The organism is Rheinheimera sp. MMS21-TC3, assembly GCF_032229285.1.
In the GTDB taxonomy this organism is placed as follows: Bacteria; Pseudomonadota; Gammaproteobacteria; order Enterobacterales; family Alteromonadaceae; genus Alishewanella.
Genome location: NZ_CP135084.1, coordinates 436,436 through 458,403, shown reverse-complemented (window position 1 = coordinate 458,403; position 21,968 = coordinate 436,436). Strand labels below are relative to the sequence as shown.

The 21,968-nt window shown below is 41.5% G+C and carries 14 protein-coding genes; 4 read left to right on the top strand and 10 right to left on the bottom strand.

Annotation, left to right across the window (positions count from 1 at the left end):
* Nucleotide 1 precedes the first annotated feature (1 nt).
* From gspF to gspC, 4 genes are read right to left on the bottom strand one after another with little or no spacing between them, the layout of a single operon-like run.
* Entirely contained in the window at nucleotides 2-1,222 is a 1,221-nt protein-coding gene (gspF, locus tag RDV63_RS02365; RefSeq protein ID WP_313907919.1) for a type II secretion system inner membrane protein GspF, read from the bottom strand.
* A complete protein-coding gene (gspE, locus tag RDV63_RS02360) occupies nucleotides 1,222-2,748 on the bottom strand; it encodes a type II secretion system ATPase GspE (RefSeq protein ID WP_313907918.1) in 1,527 nt (508 codons plus the stop codon). The genes gspF and gspE overlap by 1 nt, the downstream gene beginning before the upstream one ends.
* The gene (gene gspD / locus RDV63_RS02355; RefSeq protein ID WP_313907917.1) at nucleotides 2,748-4,880 is read right to left on the bottom strand and encodes a type II secretion system secretin GspD; all 2,133 of its coding nucleotides are present in this window, start codon (nucleotides 4,878-4,880) and stop codon (nucleotides 2,748-2,750) included. Before gspD ends, gspE begins: the two co-directional genes overlap by 1 nt.
* Nucleotides 4,881-4,907: 27 nt before the next feature.
* A complete protein-coding gene (gene gspC / locus RDV63_RS02350) occupies nucleotides 4,908-5,858 on the bottom strand; it encodes a type II secretion system protein GspC (protein ID WP_313907916.1) in 951 nt (316 codons plus the stop codon).
* A 170-nt stretch (nucleotides 5,859-6,028) separates the two neighbouring features.
* Between gspC and hslR the strand changes: the two genes are divergently transcribed.
* Genes hslR through rrtA form a run of 3 tightly spaced genes read left to right on the top strand, consistent with a single transcriptional unit; the run spans nucleotide 6,029 to nucleotide 7,927 of the window.
* A complete protein-coding gene (hslR, locus tag RDV63_RS02345) occupies nucleotides 6,029-6,442 on the top strand; it encodes a ribosome-associated heat shock protein Hsp15 (protein WP_313907915.1) in 414 nt (137 codons plus the stop codon).
* A gap of 9 nt (nucleotides 6,443-6,451) precedes the next feature.
* Nucleotides 6,452-7,300 (top strand): Hsp33 family molecular chaperone HslO, encoded by an 849-nt coding sequence (hslO, locus tag RDV63_RS02340; protein ID WP_313907914.1) that lies wholly within the window; start codon nucleotides 6,452-6,454, stop codon nucleotides 7,298-7,300.
* A 27-nt stretch (nucleotides 7,301-7,327) separates the two neighbouring features.
* Nucleotides 7,328-7,927 (top strand): rhombosortase, encoded by a 600-nt coding sequence (gene rrtA / locus RDV63_RS02335; protein ID WP_313907913.1) that lies wholly within the window; start codon nucleotides 7,328-7,330, stop codon nucleotides 7,925-7,927.
* Here the strand turns inward: rrtA and RDV63_RS02330 are convergent.
* From RDV63_RS02330 to ompR, 4 genes are all read right to left on the bottom strand, one after another.
* Nucleotides 7,901-8,323: a hypothetical protein gene (locus RDV63_RS02330; RefSeq protein WP_313907912.1), complete on the bottom strand. Its 423-nt coding sequence runs from the start codon at nucleotides 8,321-8,323 to the stop codon at nucleotides 7,901-7,903. The genes rrtA and RDV63_RS02330 overlap by 27 nt on opposite strands.
* 82 nt (nucleotides 8,324-8,405) lie before the next feature.
* On the bottom strand, nucleotides 8,406-12,377 hold the full coding sequence (locus RDV63_RS02325; protein WP_313907911.1) for a S8 family serine peptidase: 3,972 nt from the start codon (nucleotides 12,375-12,377) through the stop codon (nucleotides 8,406-8,408).
* 271 nt (nucleotides 12,378-12,648) lie between these two features.
* Nucleotides 12,649-13,971, bottom strand: coding sequence for a two-component system sensor histidine kinase EnvZ (gene envZ, locus RDV63_RS02320; RefSeq protein WP_313907910.1), 1,323 nt, complete (start codon nucleotides 13,969-13,971; stop codon nucleotides 12,649-12,651).
* Complete coding sequence (gene ompR / locus RDV63_RS02315; RefSeq protein WP_313907909.1) at nucleotides 13,972-14,697, bottom strand: two-component system response regulator OmpR; 726 nt, start codon at nucleotides 14,695-14,697, stop codon at nucleotides 13,972-13,974. It abuts the gene before it with no gap.
* Nucleotides 14,698-14,979: 282 nt separating this feature from the next.
* On the opposite strand from ompR, the gene RDV63_RS02310 reads away from it, so the two are divergent.
* Entirely contained in the window at nucleotides 14,980-17,292 is a 2,313-nt protein-coding gene (locus RDV63_RS02310; protein ID WP_313907908.1) for a Tex family protein, read from the top strand.
* A 75-nt stretch (nucleotides 17,293-17,367) separates the two neighbouring features.
* On the opposite strand, the gene RDV63_RS02305 is transcribed toward RDV63_RS02310, so the two are convergent.
* Together RDV63_RS02305 and RDV63_RS02300 are read right to left on the bottom strand one after the other, a co-directional pair.
* Nucleotides 17,368-19,446, bottom strand: a complete 2,079-nt coding sequence (locus RDV63_RS02305) for a winged helix-turn-helix domain-containing protein (protein ID WP_313907907.1) — start codon at nucleotides 19,444-19,446, stop codon at nucleotides 17,368-17,370.
* A 101-nt stretch (nucleotides 19,447-19,547) separates the two neighbouring features.
* Nucleotides 19,548-21,917, bottom strand: coding sequence for an alpha/beta hydrolase family protein (locus RDV63_RS02300; RefSeq protein ID WP_313907906.1), 2,370 nt, complete (start codon nucleotides 21,915-21,917; stop codon nucleotides 19,548-19,550).
* Between the last annotated feature and the right edge of the window lie 51 nt (nucleotides 21,918-21,968).

Below are 21,968 nucleotides of genomic sequence, written 5' to 3'. Positions count from 1 at the left end.
GTTATTTTCCTATCATATTATTAAGTTCTAGAATTGGTAATAAAATCGACATCACAATTAAAAATACCATAGCTGCTAAAATAATCACCACAGCGGGCTTAAATATTTCTAGCGATACGGTCATTGTCATTTCAAATTCACGATCTAAGTTATTTGCGGCTCGCTCTAACATAGTGTCTAACTGACCACTTTTCTCACCACTGGCAATCATATGCAACATCATAGGCGGAAATAGCTTAGTTTGATCTAAGGCATTACGTAGTGAAGTACCTTCCCGAACTCTTGCGGCAGCTTCTGTTACTGATTGCTTCATATAGCTATTACTTAATACGTCAGCACTAATTCGCATAGCTTCCAGTAAAGGTACTGCACTGGCATTTAAAATACTTAAAGTACGGGCAAAACGTGCCGTATTAACACCTCGCGTAATGCGACCAATAAAGGTGATATTTAATAACTTTTTATCATAGGCCAATTTGATGGCGGGTTTTTGCAATAAGCGCTGGGCAACTATAATTAGCATGACTATGGCTAGCACTAGCCCAAGACCATAGCTTTGTACAAACTCGCTAGCGCCAATCATAAACCGGGTTAATGCTGGCAGTTGTTGGCCCATATATTCGAATTGCTCGGTAATTTTAGGTACTACTACCGACAGTAAAACGCCAATAATACCTATAGCAACCACTACCATAACCACAGGATAAATTGACGCCATTAATATTTGATTGCGCATATGCTGGCGTTGTTCAGTATAATCCGCTAAGCGATTTAACACTTGATCTAAATGACCTGACTTTTCACCCGCTGCCACCATAGAACGAAACAGGTGATCAAATACATGCGGAAATTCAGCTAAGCCTTCAGCCAGACTATAACCTTCGACTACTTTAGAGCGCACCGTCATCATCATGTTTTTTAAACGCGGCTTGTCACACTGCTCTGCCACAGCAAGTAAAGCGCTTTCAATAGGTAAGGCAGCTTCTACTAAAGTGGCAATTTGCCTGGTTATTAAGGCTAGTTCAGAGGCAGATATTTTGCGCTTAAACCACTGCTTACCTGATGCAAGTAGCTTTTCTTGCTGTGATGCTACCATAACGCTAATAGGCGTAAGCTTTTGTTCACGCAATAAACTGCGGGCATGCCTCGCATTATCCGCTTCAAGCACCCCTTTAGTCGTGCGTCCTGTTGCTGTTAATGCTTGATATTCAAAGGCTGCCACTAAACATCCTCTCGCGTTACTCGCAACACTTCTTCTAGGGTGGTAATGCCCTTTAATACTTTACTAAAGCCATCCGAGCGTATACTTGGGCTATGCTGTCTAACATATTTTTCAATGGCCTGCTCGCCTTTACCATTATGAATTAACTCGCGAATATGCTCATCAATTTGTAATAACTCATGAATACCTGTTCGGCCACGATAACCGCTTAAGTTACACTGCTCACAGCCTTTAGCGCGATAAATAATTGTCTCACTTGCTTGTGTCACACCTAATAAACGACATTCTTCAGCATCAGGCTGATGTGGCTGCTTACAGTGAGTGCATAAAGTACGAACCAAACGCTGCGCTAGCACACCAAGTAAGCTGGATGAAAGTAAAAAGGCTTCTACTCCCATATCCTCTAATCGGGTAATAGCACCAGCGGCAGTGTTAGTATGTAAAGTGGATAACACTAAATGGCCCGTTAAACTGGCCTGCACTGCGATTTGAGCGGTTTCTAGATCACGAATTTCACCTACCATCACGACATCGGGGTCTTGGCGTAGGATAGCGCGCAAGCCACGAGCAAAGGTCATATTTACTTTACTATTAACTTGCGTTTGACCAATGCCTTCTAACTCATATTCAATGGGGTCTTCTACCGTTAAAATATTTCTATCTTTGGTATTAATATCAGTTAAACCGGCATATAAGGTAGTACTTTTACCCGAGCCAGTTGGACCTGTAACCAAAATAATTCCGTGCGGCTTTAAAATAAGCTCCGCAAAGGCAGTTTGTACCGTGCCGGTCATGCCTAAATCGGCTAAATTTAAATGCGAGTTGTTTTTATCTAATAAGCGTAATACCACCCGCTCGCCATGACTAGATGGCATAGTAGACACCCGCACATCAACCGCACGACCGGCTATGCGCAAGCTGATCCGGCCATCTTGCGGCAAGCGCTTTTCAGCAATATCCAGCTTGGCCATTACTTTTATCCGTGAGACTAATAAACTGGATAAACGTCTATTAGGCCGCAGTACTTCACGTAAAATACCATCGACCCTAAAGCGGATAATTAAAGCTTTTTCAAAGGTTTCAACATGAATATCAGAGGCGCCTAATTTAATGGCCTCACCTAGCATGGCATTAATTAGTTTAATAATAGGTGCATCGTCTTCGTTTTCTAAAAGATCTTCTGTTTCTGGGATATCATCTGCTAATGAAGCTAAATTTACTTCTTTACCAATGTCTTCCATTAATTGCTGTGCTTCTGAAGAGTCGCGTTGATAACTAGCTTCTAACAAGGTTTCAAATTCAATAGGCGATAAGCGAGCAATAGTAAAAGGCTCGGCTAGCATGCGCCGAACTTCTAATACCGCTTGCGCCGATGTGGCGGTATGAACCGACAATAACCAGCCTTCTTTTTGTTGCTGTAACAGCACACCATGGCGCTTGGCAAAACCAAAGGGCAGTCGGATCCGGCTACTTACCGGTTTAACTTCTTCAGCAGCAAGCTGCTCTAGCTGTTCCAGTTCTGCCATTAGTCTTGCTGCCCTTCATCATTAGTAAAGGCTTTAGGCTGTTGTTTCTGCATATACTCATCAAAAGTAGGTGGTAACTCTAGTGAGTCATTCCATTCTGGTAACACGACTTGCTTAGTATTAGGCATTAAACGAATACCTTCTTCGTCACGCTTTAATTGCTCGGCACGAATATAATTATATTTCTCTTTAGAGATACCTGAAATTGCCGAGCCTTCACGAACAATAGTGGCTTTAATAAACACCATTAAGTTACGCTTTTGCTTAGTGACACTAGTGGTTTTAAATAAGTGACCAAGAAAGGGAATATCGCCCAACAATGGCACTTTAGACTCGCTTTCTTGCACATCTTCATCAATTAAGCCACCCAGCACTACTGTCGCGCCATCGTCTGCCATCACAGTAGTTTTAATTTCACGTTTGTTAATAGTAATATCAACCGCAGTGGCACCACCTATGCTTGATACTTCTTGCTCTATTGTCAGTTGAACCGCATTACCTTCGTTAATTTGTGGTGTTACTCTTAATTTAATCCCGACTTCTTGGCGATTAACTTGCTGAAAAGGATTAGTATTATTAGAGCCTGTGGTGGAACCTGTAATTACTGGCACTTCTTGGCCCACTAAGAAAAAGGCTTCTTGGTTATCCATAGTGGTTATATGTGGAGTCGATAATACGTTAGAGTTTGAACTAGTACGTACAGCTTGTAATATTGCCCCCCAATCACCAGAGATAAAGCCAAGCATAGCGCCATTGAGGGAACCTAACACTTGAGCAGCAGCATTATAATCACCCTCAGTATCAGGCACAGGAACTGTAGTACTGGGGACGCCTGGAATAGTTGACTGCTCTACGCGATCAGGGTTTTTAGTTGGCCTTGCCGATAATGCTGCGCCTGCAACATTAATTATTGGAATTGCATTACCACTACTAAAGTTAGTACCACCAAAATTTTTGTTTAACCACTGTACACCTAAATCGGTACCATCACCTTCAAATACTTCAACAATAATTGCTTCTACTAGTACTTGAGCTCGGCGAATATCTAGCTTGCGCAATACCTCTTCAAGTGAGCGCATCATGTCAGGTTGTGCCGTTATCACTAAGCTATTACTATCACTATGAGCGTCAATGCTAATTGCACGTGCAGTACCGGCACCAGATGAACGCCTTGCTCCGCTTTGTCCCGTTGGAGGGGTTTGGCCACTTTGCACTTCCGCAACTATAGACTCACTTACCCCTTTTAATACGGGTACTAACTCTTCCGCTTTGGCGTATTTCAAATAAAACACCCGGGTATTACCACTGGTTTTCAGCTCTGAGTCTAAACGCTTAGCTAATTCAATTACTCGCTTACGTGCTTGGATTTCACCACTCACTAGCACGCTGTTAGTGCGCTCATCTGCAACTATTCTTGGCACTAAAAAATCAGGCTGATCTGCACGGCCTTGGCTTTTATAAATACTCTCAAGAATGCGAACTATTTCCGGGGCCGAAGCATATTCTAATTTGATTATTTCTAGCTCTTGATCTCCGGCTTTATCTACCCGCTGGATAATATCAACTAAACGATTTACCACAGCTGCCGGCCCTGTCATCATTATAACGTTGGATGGATCATAGTTAACCACATGACCACCACCAGTCTGATTACTAAACTGACGCAATAAAGGCGCTAATTCACGTACCGAAACATTAAGTACCTGAACAACGCGAGTAACCATCTCATCACCTTGGCCTGGGTTATCATCACTCGCTACCGGGATGTTACTGGTTTTAGCATCTTTACTACGGACAACTTTTAATACACCGTTGTCCATTTCCACTACAGAAAAGCTATAAACTTCAAGCACATTTAAGAAAAATTGATAATATTGCTGCTCATTAAGCATCTCATAGCTACGGACATTAACGCGACCCCGGATTTGTGGATCGACAATGATTGTTTTCTTTAAGTTCATACCAACGATATTAATAAACTCATTGATATCTGTACCTTTAAAGTTTGGCGAGTACATCACCGGCTCTTCTGCAACGACGCTAGCACTAGGTACTAGTATTGCTAGTGAAGCCGCGACAAACACAGTGGCCAAAGTGCGGCGAGAAAATAAAGAATGATGCAATGATTTCATTAAATTATAACCAATTTGTTGTTATTATTATTGCGAAAGGTTTACTACTACATCTGTAGTTTCACCATCTCGCTCTATTTTTATTGTGGCTTCTTTGGCTTCACGTAGCCCATTAATTACAGCCATAGCCTGCTGCATGTCATCTAAACGTACCCCATTAATTTCGATGGCTAAATCGTTTACTTGCAAACCAAGCTGATTAAATAAAGCGGGATCTTTACCAGGAGTTAGTCGATAGCCAACTAATTGCCCCTCTCTACGCTGGGGTGAAACACGAATGTAATCAAAAAACTTCATTGGTTCTGCGATTAACTCTTCTCGTTGCGCAACAAGAAGTTCATTAGTTTCTAATGGTGCCATTGAGTCGACACTAGGAGCAAAACTATTACTTTCGGGCTCTTCATAGCTTTCATCACTGCGGCCTAAACCAGCATTGGCTTGAGCGATTTTAGTATACTCCATGCCATCTAGCATAAGAGTTTCATAGTTTCCAGCTTGCTGTATTAACACCCTATCATGCAGAACTTGCTTTAATACGGCTTTAGTGCCCTCAATTTGATCATCTATAGCATAAGTTGCTTCTGAACCTCGGCTTTCAATAATAGCACTGCCTTGGTTAGGATCATCACTAATAGCAACTAAACCGGTTAATTTAACATTTAATTTAGTTTTTGGTGCTTCCGTAACTACTGCTACAGGTTCTGGCTTTTCTTGCGCCACCTGCTTAGCTTTACCAAACAAAGAAAAACTAATTAAACTAGATAAATTCACCTTATTATTGCCAGCAGTACTTAACTGATGGGCGGGTGGAGTTATGCCATCCATCTTTTTAGGCTCAGGCAATAATTGCCAACTTAGCTTGGCTAGAAGCCAAGCTAATAAAATGCACAGTAGCAAATTTAATATCAACCGAACGTTATTCAGTGGAATTTTTTGTAGCTGATGCCAAAATTGTTCTAATTGTAATAACGGCTTCATTACGCACTTCTATATTTAATTCAATTCCAATCTTACCCAGTTGTTAGCCTTGCAACAAGACCGACAGTAATTTTTTACATTAAAGCAACCATGTTTTTTTATAATTTTGCCCATATATATAGGTTAGACTCTATAATAGTTATTTTAGTTAGGTAAATAGACTACCCAATATGCGGCAAAATACAAAAAACTCTGTTTCTGACACTTCAGCCATCCGTTTAGATAAATGGCTATGGGCATGTCGTTTTTATAAAACTCGCGCCTTAGCAAAAAACATGATTGAAGGCGGTAAAGTACATTATAATGGCCAGCGCTGTAAAGCCAGTAAAATTGTAGAAATAGGTGCAACAGTTAGAGTGACTCAAGGTGGTGATGAAAAACATGTAATTGTACAAGCGTTATCAGAAAAACGTTTAGCTGCCCCTATAGCTGCAGCTTTATATACAGAAACAGCCGAAAGTATTGAGTTACGTTTACAACGTTCAGAGTTACGCAAAACGAATTCTTTATTTGCACCTCACCCTGACACTAAACCCGATAAAAAAGAGCGCAGAAAATTGCTCCTTTTAAAATCACAGCAGTAAGAGAGTACAATGACTTCAGATAACTTATACCGATTTCTATTTCAAGATAAACATGTCCGAGGCGAACTAGTGCAATTATCCAGTAGTTTGGATAATATGCTGCTAAATCATGACTATCCTTTTCCTGTTAAAAAGCTGTTAGCCGAATTAGTGGCTGCTACCAGCTTATTAACCGCCACCCTAAAGCTTGAGGGTGAGATTGCAGTGCAAATACAAGGTGATGGTCCTTTGCGCTTTGCTGCTGTTAACGGTAACAACCAGCAAGAGTTTCGAGGAATTGCCCGCATGCGTTCCGAATTACAAGGTGATACTTTTCGCGAGCTAGTGGGTGATGGCCATATGCTGGTTACTATTACTCCTAAACAAGGTGAACGTTACCAAGGTATTATTCCGCTAACCGGCGAGAGTTTAGCGCAAACGCTTGAAAGCTATTTTGCCCAATCTGAACAGTTACCAACTCGACTATATTTATTCACTGAGATTCAGCCGCAACATAGCCGTGCTAGTGGCTTTATGCTGCAAGTACTGCCAGTAAATCAGCAGCAAGCTAAAATAGATTTTGCCGAGCTAGCCATTTTAAGTGACACCCTAACCGCAGACGAAACTTTAAACTTACCAGTAGAGCAGCTGTTATATCGGCTTTACCATGAGGAGAATATCGAACTATTTACCCCGCAAACTGTTAGCTTTGTCTGTGGTTGCTCTCGTGAAAAATCTGAAGCCGCTATTATCAGTTTAGGTAAGTCCATTATTAACGAGCACATTGCAGAAGGGAAATTAGAAATTAGCTGTGATTATTGCCAAAATAACTATGTTTTTGATCGCAATGATTTGCAAATAATAAGCGATAAGCTGTGATAAACCTTAATTGTTTCTATAACTAAGGTGCTTAAGCTTGCATTAACACTACCAGTAGCAAACCGTTTTATTTTGCCGCCTGTTGCTGTAGCTTTATTACTTAGCTTGCTGTTTTTATTGCCTGCGCAGTTTACTGACTGGTTAACTTTTGAACGAAGCGCTTTAGCCTCTGGTCAATTGTGGCGGCTTATTAGCGGTCAGTTTATCCATCTTAGTGCAGAGCATTTGCTATTAAATTTAGCCGGCCTAGTACTTGTATGGTTATTATTTGCTGAATATACCGCAGGTAAACGTTATTTGTGGTTGTTGCCAATATTAGCCTTAGGCTGTGGAATGGGGGTCTGGCTGTTTGCACCCTATATAGAATACTATGTTGGCTTTTCTGGTGTTCTATATGGCCTATTTACTTGGGGGGCGCTGCAAGATGTAAGGCAGCGCCAGCCTTTTGGCCGTGTATTACTACTGGCTATTATAGCTAAAGCTAGTTACGAATTCATCTTCTCACCCATACCACTTGCTTCTATCAGTGCTAACCCGCTGGCAACTGCAGCGCATTTATCTGGCGTAGTTAGTGCTCTTGTGGTGTTTTTTATCTGCCACTTACTCTGTAGCAAACTCAACCGGTAGACATAAATCCTTTCGTAGTATTGCTGCAGGTTTATTTATCACTGCACAGCTTACATCAGTATTGCCGGTTTGCGCCGCTATAATCTTATTATACTTTGCTACTAAGGTTAACAATACTTGTTCATTAGTATTCTCTACTGAGTACAGTAAGTGCTTTGGCTGCTGACAATTGGCAGCCTGTAAAGTCACAACTTTACAGCTAGCCGCATCTTTAGCGACTGGACTACTAATTAAATCTCGAATTCCTAGCTCTAACTCTGTCAGTTGCTCTGCTGAAGATTGCTGCAGATCTAAAGTTTCTGTTGCAGGTGAACAGCCCATTAACCCTAAACCACTTAAAGTCAACAGTGCAGTAAAACTGCTAATAATTACTAAGTTAGCCTGCCTTGTAGCCATTTAGTCTTCCTTCTTTATTAAATTAAAATAATAAAGGGGCTAGACAGCCCCTTTATTTAATTGCAGTAAATAAAGCAAAAGCTTATTTAGCTACAGTACGACGACGGCGAAGCCATACTAGTGGTAAAGCAAACACTGCCATTAAGGCACTGAAGCTACCTTCATACCATTTTTTGCTGCTAGATTTGCGAGCAACCGTTACATTAGTCGTTGCTTCACTAGTCTCATAACCATCAGACACGGTAACACTAAAAGTTAACACTGTATCTTGACCTAATTTTGGCGCAACAAAGCTAGCTGTAACAGTATTCGCACCTGTTAAGGTGACATCTGGTCCTGCTGTTTGTGTCCAAGTATAGGTTAAGGTATCGCCATCAACATCTGTACTAGCAGCCGCGCTTAAGCTAACTGTAGTACCTTCTTGAGCAGCAGTTGGTGTGGCGCTTGCTTTGGCTACCGGTGCAGTATTATCACGAGCAACATTAATAGTTACTGTCGCATCACTGGTTTTATTACCTGCACCATCAGTCACATGATAAGTGAAAGTATCAACCCCAACAAAGCCTTCTTCTGCAATATAAGTATAGCCAAATGGGATTGCTACAGGTGCAGACTCATCTTCAGGTGTTGTCATTGCAGCTGTTAATGCACCGTGCTCTGGAGCAGTTACAATGTTAATTGTAACGTCTTCACTAGCCTCAATATCAAATGGCTGAATCGCATTATAAGTTTTATCATTCGTTCTTAAACTAACGCGTGATAACAAGCCCTCAGCTCCAGTACTAAATTTAGTAGATAAGTCTACTAGTACTGGCTCTTGCTCAACTGTTGATACTGTAGCAGCACTGCTAGTACCAAATGGATCTGCTTCTAAGTCATAGTTAATAACTACTGAGCCTTTAGTATCTGCAGTTAAACGAGCACGTAGTGCATCACCTGTCATAGGTGCAATTCCGCTACCGTTATAGTAACGCGCCACACCTCTTGTACCGGTAATATCTTCTATTCCTACAGTGGCATACTTAGGCATAGCAGGGACATCTATATAGTTAAAGTAAACTTCATCAGTACCTAGTTTAATCCAGATAGCAAAGCTAAAACGATCACCCGTTGCTGAGCCCCACTCTATTACGTCTTCCCACTCCCAGATAAACCAATCATTAACACCATCACTGATAAGGTTATAGTTTACTTGGCCACCGTCACCCGCACCAATTAGGTAGTCTGCCCATAGCGGAGCAATAACTGCGTTTGGTGAAGAAACAGAAGGCACATTTTGGTTTATAAATGAACCAGCAGTACTTTGCGGCGCCGCTGTTATAAAGCCATTAGATGAAATAGTAATAGTATCAACTAGCTGACTATTCCAAATAAAACCACCAAAATCACCTATTGGATAGTTAAATGACGACTCATCACAGCCTGCTTCACAGGGCAACTGGAAGCCTGGCACGCCTAAGTCAGCTAAACTAGCACCCGCAAACGGGAAGCTAGTTGGGGTTATTGATTTAACGCCTGGCTGGCTATTCATTGTACCCGCCCAGGTCATAACACGGTTATTAGCATCTAAACTAAAACCATTTTGGCTAGCAAGCGTCATGTCAACATTCACAGAGTCTTCAACTAGCTTAGTACCCTCTGGAATTTGCACCGTAAAGCTTACTGGTAAGCTGCTACCTACATCACCTGCGCGAGCGCTCATACCAAAGGCACGACCTGCAGTAACTTCTGCCACTGAAACGGCTGTCGACACTATTTCGCTATTGTCAGAACGTTTAGCCATAACGGCTATTGGCAAATGTGCTACTGGATATTGACCTGAAGCATCAGTAAAGACGACTTGACCAAACTGCCAACCTTCATCCGCAAAAGAAGCATCAACGGTTAGTTTGAAAGTTGCAGTACCGTCTGCCGCAATACTTAATTCTGGTGTAGAAACACTGCCAGACATCTTATCACTAACAAATTCAACGCTAGCTTTCCAATCACCGGCTGCTGACATTAAATTAGTTACTGTGCGCTCAAAACTACAAGTAGCCACGCAACCTGTTGACACAAATGATGGTTTATCAAAACTTATAGCTGTTTTGCTTGCAGCCAGAACATCTAAGCGGCCTGCACCACGGTCAAAAGGTGTAGTTGCCGTTTCTAAATCTTGCATTTTAACGGCCGGGTTACTAGAGGTCATTAAAATAGATTTAATTTGGAAAGCATCTAGCTCTGGACGTAACTGGCGTAATAACGCCGCTGAACCCGCAACATGTGGGCTAGCCATTGAAGTGCCAGAAATAACATTATATTGCGTTTCATCATTACCCGGTGAGTATGCAGATAAAATATCTGAACCTGGCGCAGCGATGTCTGGTTTTAAGAAGCTACTATCACCATTTGGACCGCGCGAACTAAAGTCTGACATGGCATCAACAGCAGCGCTGTTATTTAACTGCAGAGCAGCCGTAATAGTGGCCTCATCTCCGGCTTGCCAAGCTGCTAAAATAGCTTCGCCATCTTCTTGCAAAATCGACACACTAGGTAACGTCGCTTCAGGCATAGACATCAAAATAACACCTGGGGCGTTATTATATAAAATCATACCTACGGCACCAGCAGCTTGGGCGTTTTCAGCTTTATCACCAAAGGCACAGACACCACGAGAAAGTAATACAATTTGGCCTGTTAAAGATTCTTCTGGGAAGGCATCACAACCTAATGCATTAGCTTCATCAATATTCATTGCTGGCATTAATAACGCAGTGATGTCAGCTGTAATTTCAAAGTCACCAGAACCAGGAATAGCGGCAACATCTTCTACACCTGAAGCATTGACTAAATGACCAAAGCTACGACCTGTTTGCGTACTCGCTACAGTTATACCGGCTTCAATACAACCAGGGCAACCGACTGTTTTCGCACCTGGGCCGTCATTACCTGCAGCAGTAACAATCACGACACCGGCAGCTTCAGCAGCATCAAAAATAGGTTTATAAGCACTACTGGCTGGATTACCGCCCGCACCACCGCCCCAAGAGTTATTAATAATATCTGCGCCATCAGTAACAGCATCTTCTAATGCCGCAACTAACATGACACCAGAACCGCTACCCCGACCTTCTGGAGTTTGAAATAACGCTTTGTACACCATTAATGATGCGCCTGGCGCTACACCAGAGAAGTTAACGTCGACACCAGCATAAGTAGTGCTGACAGCATTACCTACAGCTGTACCGGCAACGTGTGTACCATGGCCACCCATATCTAGTGGGCTGATATTTTCATCTGGGTGTACTGGAAATGTGGGTGTGTAATAACGGGCTAGCACTAATTTGTCGTTACAGAAGGTTGGATCGATGGTTGCACAATAATCATCGGTAGGTAAACCGCTAGGACGAGTATGACCATTGCTTGCAAACATTGGGTGCTCTGAGCGAATACCGCCGTCAATGATCGCAACTTTAACACCTTCACCTGCTTGGTCGCGCTGACCAATAGCCTCCCAAACGGCAGGAGCATTTATTAAGTCTAAAGAAGCATCCATTTGGGCTTCATACATTTCATTTTCAAATACTTTTTTAACACCCGCTACGCTTTCTAATTTTGCTTTAAGATCTACTTTCCCAGGATAGCTTACAATTAAGCCATTCATGGTAATACTTAAGCTACGCTGTACTTGCAATGCTGGAAATTTTGCCTGTAATGCAGATACCATTTCTGCCTGACGTGATTCTAGGTACTGGCTATAAGCAATAGCAGCGACAGACTGAGTATCTAATTTATCTTTACTATCCGCTGCAAGCTGGGTTGGCGCTAAGCCTCTAACACCACCACGATAAGTTGCTAAAGGCGCATCTTCTAATTGAATAATATAATAGGTTGGAAATTCTACTTCAGCTAATCTTGCAGATTTATCATAACCCGTATAGTTTTGAATTTGGCTTGGTCCCACTTTCATTGGAACCGGCGTTAAAGTGTTAGCTATAGCGCTATAAGAAATTGTTGATGCAACAAAGGCGGCTAGCACCGTCATTTTTGGCAGTGCCCTGGATGTAGACTGCATAATTTGAAACCTCTTTTATTATAATTTATATTCTGCTTATAGCGTGCTAGTAAAATATCTCTTTTGGACATATAAATTTACTAAACACTGGGTACGAATATGACTAAATTGCTTAAAGCAGCTATGTTTTCTGACATAGGCTTATTTGATAACATAATTAAACAGAAAAAGTAACTAATTAAATATTTACTTTAGTTAATTTAATAGCCTAGATATTCTCCATTTTTCACAAAACTGTCAAGACTGCATTACATTTACTAGATGAGAGTGCTTAATTAGTTTGTTTAATGGGCATTATTGGTAAATATACTCGAACAACCAACCCCTGAATTTTATGGTTATATAATTCAACCTCCCCCTGATGCATATCTACTATTTTTTTTATAATAGCTAATCCCAAACCTGAACCACTGCTTCCTCTAGCTTTATCACCTTGGGTAAAGGGTTCAAACATATTTTGTATGCTTGCTTCCGGAATACCTGGCCCATAATCTCTAACTTGTATATACAAGCGTTTCTTTTTACGCTCATAACCACTACTAATTTCAATAGCGCCTTCGCTATAGCGCAATGCGTTTTCTAGTAAATTATTTAACAGTCTTTTTATCGCAATGCGCCGGACATAAATATCGGGTAAATCAGCAGCTAAATCTGTACTTATACTGCGTTGCTGTACTGACTCTGCCTGAACTAACTCTTCAATTAAACTATTGATATTCTCTTTTTCTGTTGGCACTTCTTTATGATGCCGTAAGTAGTCGATAAACTGATCTATAATGGCATTCATATCTTCAATGTCATTAATGATGCCATCTCGTACCCAGCTATCTTGTTCTTGCATCATTTCTGAAGCTAAACGTATTCTGGTTAGTGGCGTACGTAAATCATGCGACACCCCCGCCATTAACAATGCACGGTCTTGCTCTAATTGCTGGATACCTCGAGCCATATAATTAAAGGCTTTGGTTACCGCTATTATTTCTGTTGAGCCTTTTTGTTCTGCTAACGGCTTAGGAAACCCTCCTCGCCCCACTTGAATGGCTGCATGCTGTAAGCTTTTTAACGGTCGGTTTAGTTGCCGCGCAAATAGCCAAGCGCCACCCACACTTAAGATGCCGATGAGTAACAGATAAAAAGTAAGTGGTGAAAAGTCTGTTTCATCTAACCCCGTTAAGGGAACTTTTATCCAGTAATTTGGTGAACCCGTTAACTTTACCCAAAAAGCATAAGCACTACCTTGGCCTACTCTCACTTCAGCTGGCTGCTCTAGCTCTTTTGACATTAAATCTGAAAAGTAAGCATAGTATCGCGCTTCTGCTAATCCCTGCTGCAGTGCTGCGGTTTCAGTTATAATCTCAATACCTGTGACTTGCTGTAGTTTTGAGTTAATTGCTGTGCCCAACAATAACTCTGGATTATCTAAGTCTATTAAAACAATTTTTACTTGCTTGGCAACTAAGTGAGTAATTTGCTGCGTGCTAGGTTTAATTACATACAAAGCAACAGATACATAAGAAACCAGCTGATTAATCAACAGCAACATCGCAATTAAAAATACGGTTTGACCAAAGGCACTGCGTGGCACTAAACGCATTTAACTAACGCTACCATCTGGTACAAAAACATAACCTAAGCCCCAAACAGTTTGAATGTATCTGGGGTTAGCTGCGTCATCTTCTAACATACGCCGTAAACGCGACACCTGAACATCAATACTGCGCTCCATTGCAGAATAATCGCGTCCTCTAGCTTGGTTCATCAGCTTATCGCGCGATAATGGCTCTCGAGGGTGGCTAACCAAGACTTTAAGTACAGCATATTCACCGCTGGTTAAAGCCAATAAGGTGTCACCTTTATACATCTCGCGTGTAGCTAAATTAAACTTAAATGGACCAAATTCAACTATGCTTTCTAATTGACTAGGTGCGCCAGGGAGCTCCTTTACTTTACGCCGCATAACAGCACGTATTCGGGCTAGTAATTCCCTTGGGTTAAAAGGTTTAGGTAAATAATCATCTGCGCCCATCTCTAAGCCAATTATTCTATCAACCTCATCACCTTTAGCTGTTAACATAATAATTGGGATCTCGTTTTCTTGCTGCCGTAACCGGCGACAGATTGACAAGCCATCTTCACCTGGCAACATAAGATCTAACACAATCAGATGAAAGTTTTCTCGCTCCATCACGCGCTGCATTTGTTCATAATTGCCAACACTGCGCACTATGTAGCCTTGCTCTACTAAATAACGCTCTAATAAGGCGCGCAACCGTACATCGTCATCAACCACTAGTACTTTTGATGTTTCAGTTACTGTCATCACTTAATCCTCTACATTTTTTTCTTACTATAAACTAAAACAATCTATTAACGAGCCATGACAGCAGCTCATTTGTGTTACAAAGTTTGTCTAATCCAAGTTTAGCGCTTGAATTTTACTATTTTCAGCACCATTAGAATGCCTAACTAGCTTGCTAGACGTTATGATAAAGCGAATTTCTGCATTGTTAATTGGCTTTTATTTAACTGAAAGTAGACAATTGCACTATCAGTTTATATTTATCGGCACTGTCCTTGTTGGCACTGCACTAGGAAACCTTTTATGTCTTTGATTGTTAATACCATTGCTAACGAAATCACAGCTAAAGCCGCACAAGTTGCCGCAGCTATACAGCTGCTTGATGATGGCGCTACCGTTCCTTTTATTGCTCGATACCGCAAAGAAGCCACTGGCGGCTTAGATGATACGCAATTACGGCTTTTAGAACAGCGTTTAACCTATTTACGCGAATTAGAAGATCGCCGCCAAGTTATTATTCGTACTATTGACGAGCAAGGTAAGTTAAGCCCAGAGCTAAAACAGCAATTAGAAGACGCAGATAATAAAACCCGTTTAGAAGACTTATACCTACCTTATAAAGCTAAGCGCCGCACTAAAGGCCAAATGGCCATTGAGGCCGGTTTAGAGCCTTTAGCAAACCGCATTCAACAGCAGCCTGAGCTCAACCCAGAAACAGAAGCCCAAGCCTTTATTAATAGCGATGCTGGCTATGCCGATAGCAAAGCGGTATTAGAGGGCGTTAAATATATTTTAATGGAACGTTTTGCTGAAGACGCCAACCTATTAGCCCAACTGCGCCGTCACCTTGCCCAACATGCCCAACTTAAAAGTACTGTTGTGGCAGGTAAAGAACAAGAAGGTGCTAAGTTCCGTGATTACTTCTCTCACAGTGAAAGCTGGAAAAACGTGCCGTCACATCGTGCTTTAGCCATGTTTAGAGGCCGCAACGAAGGTGTGTTAGCCCTGCAGCTTATCCCCGACAGTAATGAAGAAACCGCACATGCTGTGTGTCAAAAAATGGTAGCCGATCACTTTGATATTGCCGATAAAGGCCGTGCTAGCGACAGCTTTTTACTTACGGCAGTGCAATGGACTTGGAAGGTAAAACTGCATTTACATTTAGAAAACGATCTTCTTAGTGAGTTACGAGAAAAAGCTGAAATTGAAGCCATTAACGTTTTTGCCCGCAACTTAAAAGACTTATTAATGGCCGCCCCAGCAGGTATGCGCCGCACTTTAGCGCTAGATCCGGGTTTACGCACTGGCGTAAAAGTAACCGCCATTGATGAAACCGGCAAACTATTAGCCCATACGACTATTTTCCCTCATGCGCCACAGAATTTATGGGATAAGTCAGTACGGACTTTAAGTTTATTATGCCAACAACATAAAATTGCTCTAATTGCCATTGGTAATGGCACAGCATCGCGCGAAACAGATAAATTAGCCGCAGATGTTATTAAAGCCCTACCAGAGCAAAACCTGCAAAAAATTATGGTGTCTGAAGCAGGCGCCTCAATTTATTCAGCCTCAGAATTTGCTGCAGCTGAATTTCCAGATTTAGATGTATCGTTACGTGGCGCTGTATCTATTGGTCGCCGCTTACAAGATCCTTTAGCTGAATTAGTTAAAATTGAGCCAAAAGCCATTGGCGTTGGCCAATACCAGCATGATGTCAACCAAAGCTTATTAACTCGCTCGCTAGATGCTGTAGTTGAAGACTGTGTTAATGCTGTCGGTGTTGATTTAAATACTGCCTCTGCGGCTTTATTAACCAAAGTGGCCGGCTTAAATAAAACCTTAGCCCAAAACATTATTCAATTTAGAGATAGCAATGGCCGCTTTAATGAACGTAAGCAACTATTAAAAGTGCCACGTTTAGGGCCAAAAGCCTTTGAACAAGCGGCAGGCTTTTTACGGATAACTAATGGCGCTAATGCATTAGATGCCTCCTCTGTTCACCCTGAAGCTTATCCATTGGTTGAAAAAATTCTTCAGGCCCAACAAAAAACAGTTGACCAAGTTATTGGTAACCGAGCGTTTTTAAATAGCATTAATGCTGCCGACTTTGCCGATGAGCATTTTGGTATCCCAACCATTAGCGATATTCTGAAAGAATTAGAAAAACCAGGGCGTGATCCTCGGCCTGAGTTTAAAACAGCTAACTTTAAAGACGGCGTTGAAACTTTAAAAGATTTAAAGCCTGGCATGCAATTAGAAGGCGTAGTAACTAACGTAACTAATTTTGGCGCCTTTGTTGATATTGGCGTCCATCAAGATGGCTTAGTCCATATTTCGTCACTAACCGATAAATTTGTTAGCGATCCGCATGACGTAGTTAAAGCAGGCGATATTGTTAAAGTTAAAGTGCTTGATGTCGAAGTGGAACGCAAGCGCATTGCACTAACTATGCGCTTAGACGAGCAGCCAACGGCTAAAACGGCTAACTCATCACAACCCGCAGCAAAAGTACAAAACAGAAAACCTGCAGCTTCAAGACCACAAAAACCGCAAGATAACAATGCTGCTATGGGCAATGCTTTTGCAGAAGCTTTTGCTAAGTTAAAAAAATAAACTTTGTTGCAAAAAATTAGAAATAGAAGCTTAAACACTACGCCTCGCTAGCTGGTAACACTACCAGCTAGCGAGTTATTGTAATAATGGGTGTTTTAATTTATAAATATCTGCGCGTGGCTGTAATGATAGTTCAAGCAATAATCTATTATGATCAGAATCAAAACTCATTACGCTTAATAAATGCAACATTTCAGGTGGTAACAAAATTAGATTTTGGGTTGTAGCTGTTTGTAAATCATATAAACTTACAAACGTTTTTTGCTCTCGCTGTTGAACAAAGTAAATACCATCATCGGCATAAGTCCAAGCTATTCTGGCACTAAACACATCATCAGGGAGTAGCATTTTTTCAGTTTTATCGGGTAATAATTGCCATAAACCTCGATTGCGGCCCTTACTGAAATAGAATTGATTATTTGCCGGCATTTGAGCCATAACCCCACCATTTACCGTTAACTGCTCCACTTCGCCGCTGGCAATTGAGATTTTATATAAGTTATTATCGTGGCTATAAATAACGGCACTATCATCATACCACCAGCTAATTTTACCATGCCAACTTACCCCTGTATTTAACTGGCTCAACTTACCCGTAGCCACTTCTAGCAGCATCAGCTTATCATTATGTTGCTCCGGTAATCGGCCAACAAAAGCAATGAAACGGCCATCGTATGACCATTTTGGATACTTAACCATACCATTTAATTGAGTAAGCTGTGTCCGCTGTTCCATATTAGGATCTGACATCCAAATTTCCATATCACCCGACTCATTACTCACATAAGCAATAGCTGTATTAGCAGCACTATAATGGGCGGCTTCATAGCGTGCATCTGATGGCGTAAGCCTTACAATCCCTGCTGGTACGCCCTGATTAACCGGCAAATATCCCAGCTGTGGTAAATAGGTGCTTTGATAAAAATATAACTCGCCATTTGCTGTTATCTTACTGGGCTCAGTAAAATTTTCGATATTAAGATCATGATGTTGCTTATCTTTTAAATCGAACATAAAGCCTTGTTGTTTACCATAGCGCAATGCAGCATACACTAAGCGTTGGCTATCTGGGTGCCAAGACATACCTAAAATATCTTCCTGATCATGGGTAATCTGCTCCTCTTCACCTGTTGTTAAGTTAAGTAAATATAAGTCCTCTGATAAGCGGTGGACCCGTCGAGTTAAGGCTAAATATTTACTATCTGGTGAAAAAGCCACATCACGAGCGCGATACTGACAAGTATCATTACAAGGTAAAGTGCTTGGTTCTGCTTCTGGATTTTGCAAATCGACTAAGTATAAACTGGAATTATCTGCTGCAGGTTTGCCGCTATAAATTAAGTAGCGGCCGTCTGGCGACTCATCCATATATAGCCGACTATGGCGGATACAGCTACCCATCTCTGAAGCCGCTAAGGTAAGCGTATCTAAGCGCATAATTTGGCAATCACCATAAACCGGCGTTTTGCTAGAGTAATATATAGTCCTATTATCTTTACTCCACAAAGCACGGCTTTCATCATTGACACTAAAAGTTAATTGTTTTGGTGTATAACTAAGGTCCTGTAAATCAATTAAGTATAAGTCTGAAGACGAAGCAAGTTTGCGCCAAGTAAACACTAAAAAGCGGCCGTTCGGTGAAATAGCAGGCGACATAGCTCGACCAACACCATTAGTAACTTTAACTAACTCTGCAGACTCGACAATAGGCGCAACCGTTTTATTGTGCCAAGCTAACGCGATAAGCACGAATAACAGCAGTAAAATTAACGGCCACTTTATCGACCATTTATGTTTACTAAGCTGGATATTTTCGTTTTGGCTAGCAGCAACAGCTGTAAATTCAGGTGCTGCAGTTAAGCGGTAGCCTTTTTTTCTAACAGTTAAGATTAATTCTTCAGCATTATGTTTTGGCAAGGCATTGCGTAATTGCCAAATAGCGTTAGTTAATGCTTTTTCACCAACATAATTATTACCTAGCCAAATACTATCTATAAGTTGCTGACGACTGACTAAACTAGGGTAATATTCGGCCAAATATACAAGTACCTCCATCGGCTTTTGTTGCACCGATACAGGTTCTAGATGGTTATTAGTAATAGTTAACTCAGCTGGATTAATCAAAGACCCAGTCAAATAAAATGCTTGCTGCATAATCAAGAGCTGCCGATAGTTAATTGCGTCAAAAAGTTACCTATAAATACTACCATAGTAATAAGTTAATACAGCCGCTTCTCGCTAATCGGCAGCTTATGCTAGTTAGATGTTTGCATAAGCATAGCGGCAGTTGGTTTAAGATGTTTTGCTAGCCATTGTTGTTGCTCCCACAAGACATGCAATACCGACTCCCGTGCTTGATAATGATGTCCTTCCAACGGCAACATAACCAAACGAGAAACCTTACCTAATCCTTTTAGCGCAGTAAACATACGTAATGATTGTAAGGGGTAAGTACCAGAATTAACGTCAGCCTGGCCATGAATTAATAGTAAAGGCGCATTAATCTTATCGGCATGAAAAAAAGGAGACATAGCTGCATACAAAGCAGGTTGCTGCCAAAAGTGTCGTTTTTCAGACTGAAAGCCAAAAGGAGTTAAGCTACGGTTATAAGCGCCACTTCTTGCTATGCCTGCTGTGAATAAATCACTATGTGCCAATAAATTAGCTACCATAAAGGCACCGTAAGAATGGCCGCCAATAGCAATATTATCTCGTTCAGCAACCCCAACGTCCACTAAAGCATCAATTGCTGCTTGGGCATTAGCGATCAACTGCGGTAAAAAATTATCATTGGCTAATTCAGATCCTTTAGCAATAAGAGGCATACTGATGTCAGAGAATACCGCATAGCCCAAAGCAACATAAGGCTGAGCACTAGTTTCTGATAACTGTATAAACCGTTCGCTATGCAATTGCTGCTGCTCTGCTAACTCGACAGAAGCATAATCTCGCGGATATGCCCACATCAAAACGGGTAATGGCCCTGCAGCAGCTGTATAGCCAGCAGGTAAATATAGCCAACCACTTAACTCTACGCCATCTGCGCGTCGATACTCTATCAACTGTCGCTTAACTGCTAAAAAACTCGGTGTCTTGTGGCCAACGCTTACTAGTTTTTGCTCATCCGCTGCTATTTTCTGGTATAGCTCTGGCGGCTGCTGGGCAGTTTGTCGAGTATAAAAAATATGCTCTTTGTCTTTCAGACCAACAAAATTTTGTAGCCCATCACCGCTAGAGTGCCATAAAAGCTCATTTGTTTTGGCTTGGCCTGCCGCTAAAGTCAACCTATTAAGCTGTTGCTGCCGATTGTCATTCTTGGTCGATAATAAATATAGCTCACCATCACTGTTTTGTTTTAATACTTGGCGCCCAAAAGCATTGACCTGGGTTAACAGCCGTCCTGGTTTATTCAATAGATCTTTGCTATGCCGCTGATACCATAAACTGGCTGGCTGGCCAAAACCTTTATCAAAAAACCAAGCTCTTTCTTGTTGAGTTGCACTATCCGATTCATAAAGTATCACTAAGTTATGCTCTGACCACTGCAACTGCTTAAACTGCCAAGTTAAATCATGTAGTTTTTCAGGCGCAGAGCTAAAAGGCGCTGGCCATTGCCAAAGAGCTTCTTTAAACGCTTTATCTGTATTTTTTGCTAGCCAGGATAGAGTGGCAGCACGATCCGGTCGCCAAGTGATATGACGCATACCAGTTCTAGTTTTACGGCTTTCATGTACAGCTTGCTGCTGTAATTCAACTACTTTTTGCCCCTGCAAAGTATAAATATCCTGACGCCGACTAAAACTGGCTACCGGCACAAAATAGGAGTAAGGCTGTATTACTTGATCAGTTAGAATAAATTGGTTATCAGGTGATAAAGAGAAACGATATAAAGGTAAGGTTAAAATAGTTTGGCTTTTTAACTGGGTAGAAACCTTGAGTAAGCGGGCTTGAATTAACTGCGCAAACTCTGCTATATCCTTAGTTGAGCTGAGCAACATTTGGTATGTGCGCTGTGGCAGTTTTTGGCTACTACTATCTTGTACACTAGGCGCCAAAGTAAGCTTAGTTGCTTTTTTTTCCGCATGTTCTGCTAGTAGCACTACGCCTGAACTATCAGCTAACCATTGATACTGGATCCCTAAAACTGCATTTAATCGTTGCTCAAAACGGGCTTGTTTTCCTGTTGCTAAATTAATAATATTTAAAAACAAGCCTTTAGGTTCGGCTACCACTACACTTAACCAGTTTTCATCTGGTGACAACTTTGGTTGATATAGGCGCTGATGCAGGGTCGCGGTTATCTCCTGCTGTGTCACCTTACTTGTATGTTGTAAACGGACTTGTTGATAGCCCCGATCTAAACCTGAGCTTAACTGCTGTAGATTAATCTTTAATCCGGCTAATTCAGCTACAGGGTGGTTTAATTCAGCTAAATCTGGCCTGGCTGCTGCTTGAGTTTGTATTAGCCAGTTTTGCTGCGCAGATAACCGCCAACTTAATTTACCTTCACTTTCCAGCAATAAAGCTAACCGTGGATCTGGCTGCTGGTAAGTTAGCGCCTTTGCTGAGGTAGCGAATAGTGACAGCGTTAGGGATGCTAAAAAAATAATAATTACACGAAACATAATACCGTCCAAAACAACAAAGCCCCGGACTCGGGGCTTTAAAGAGGCTGA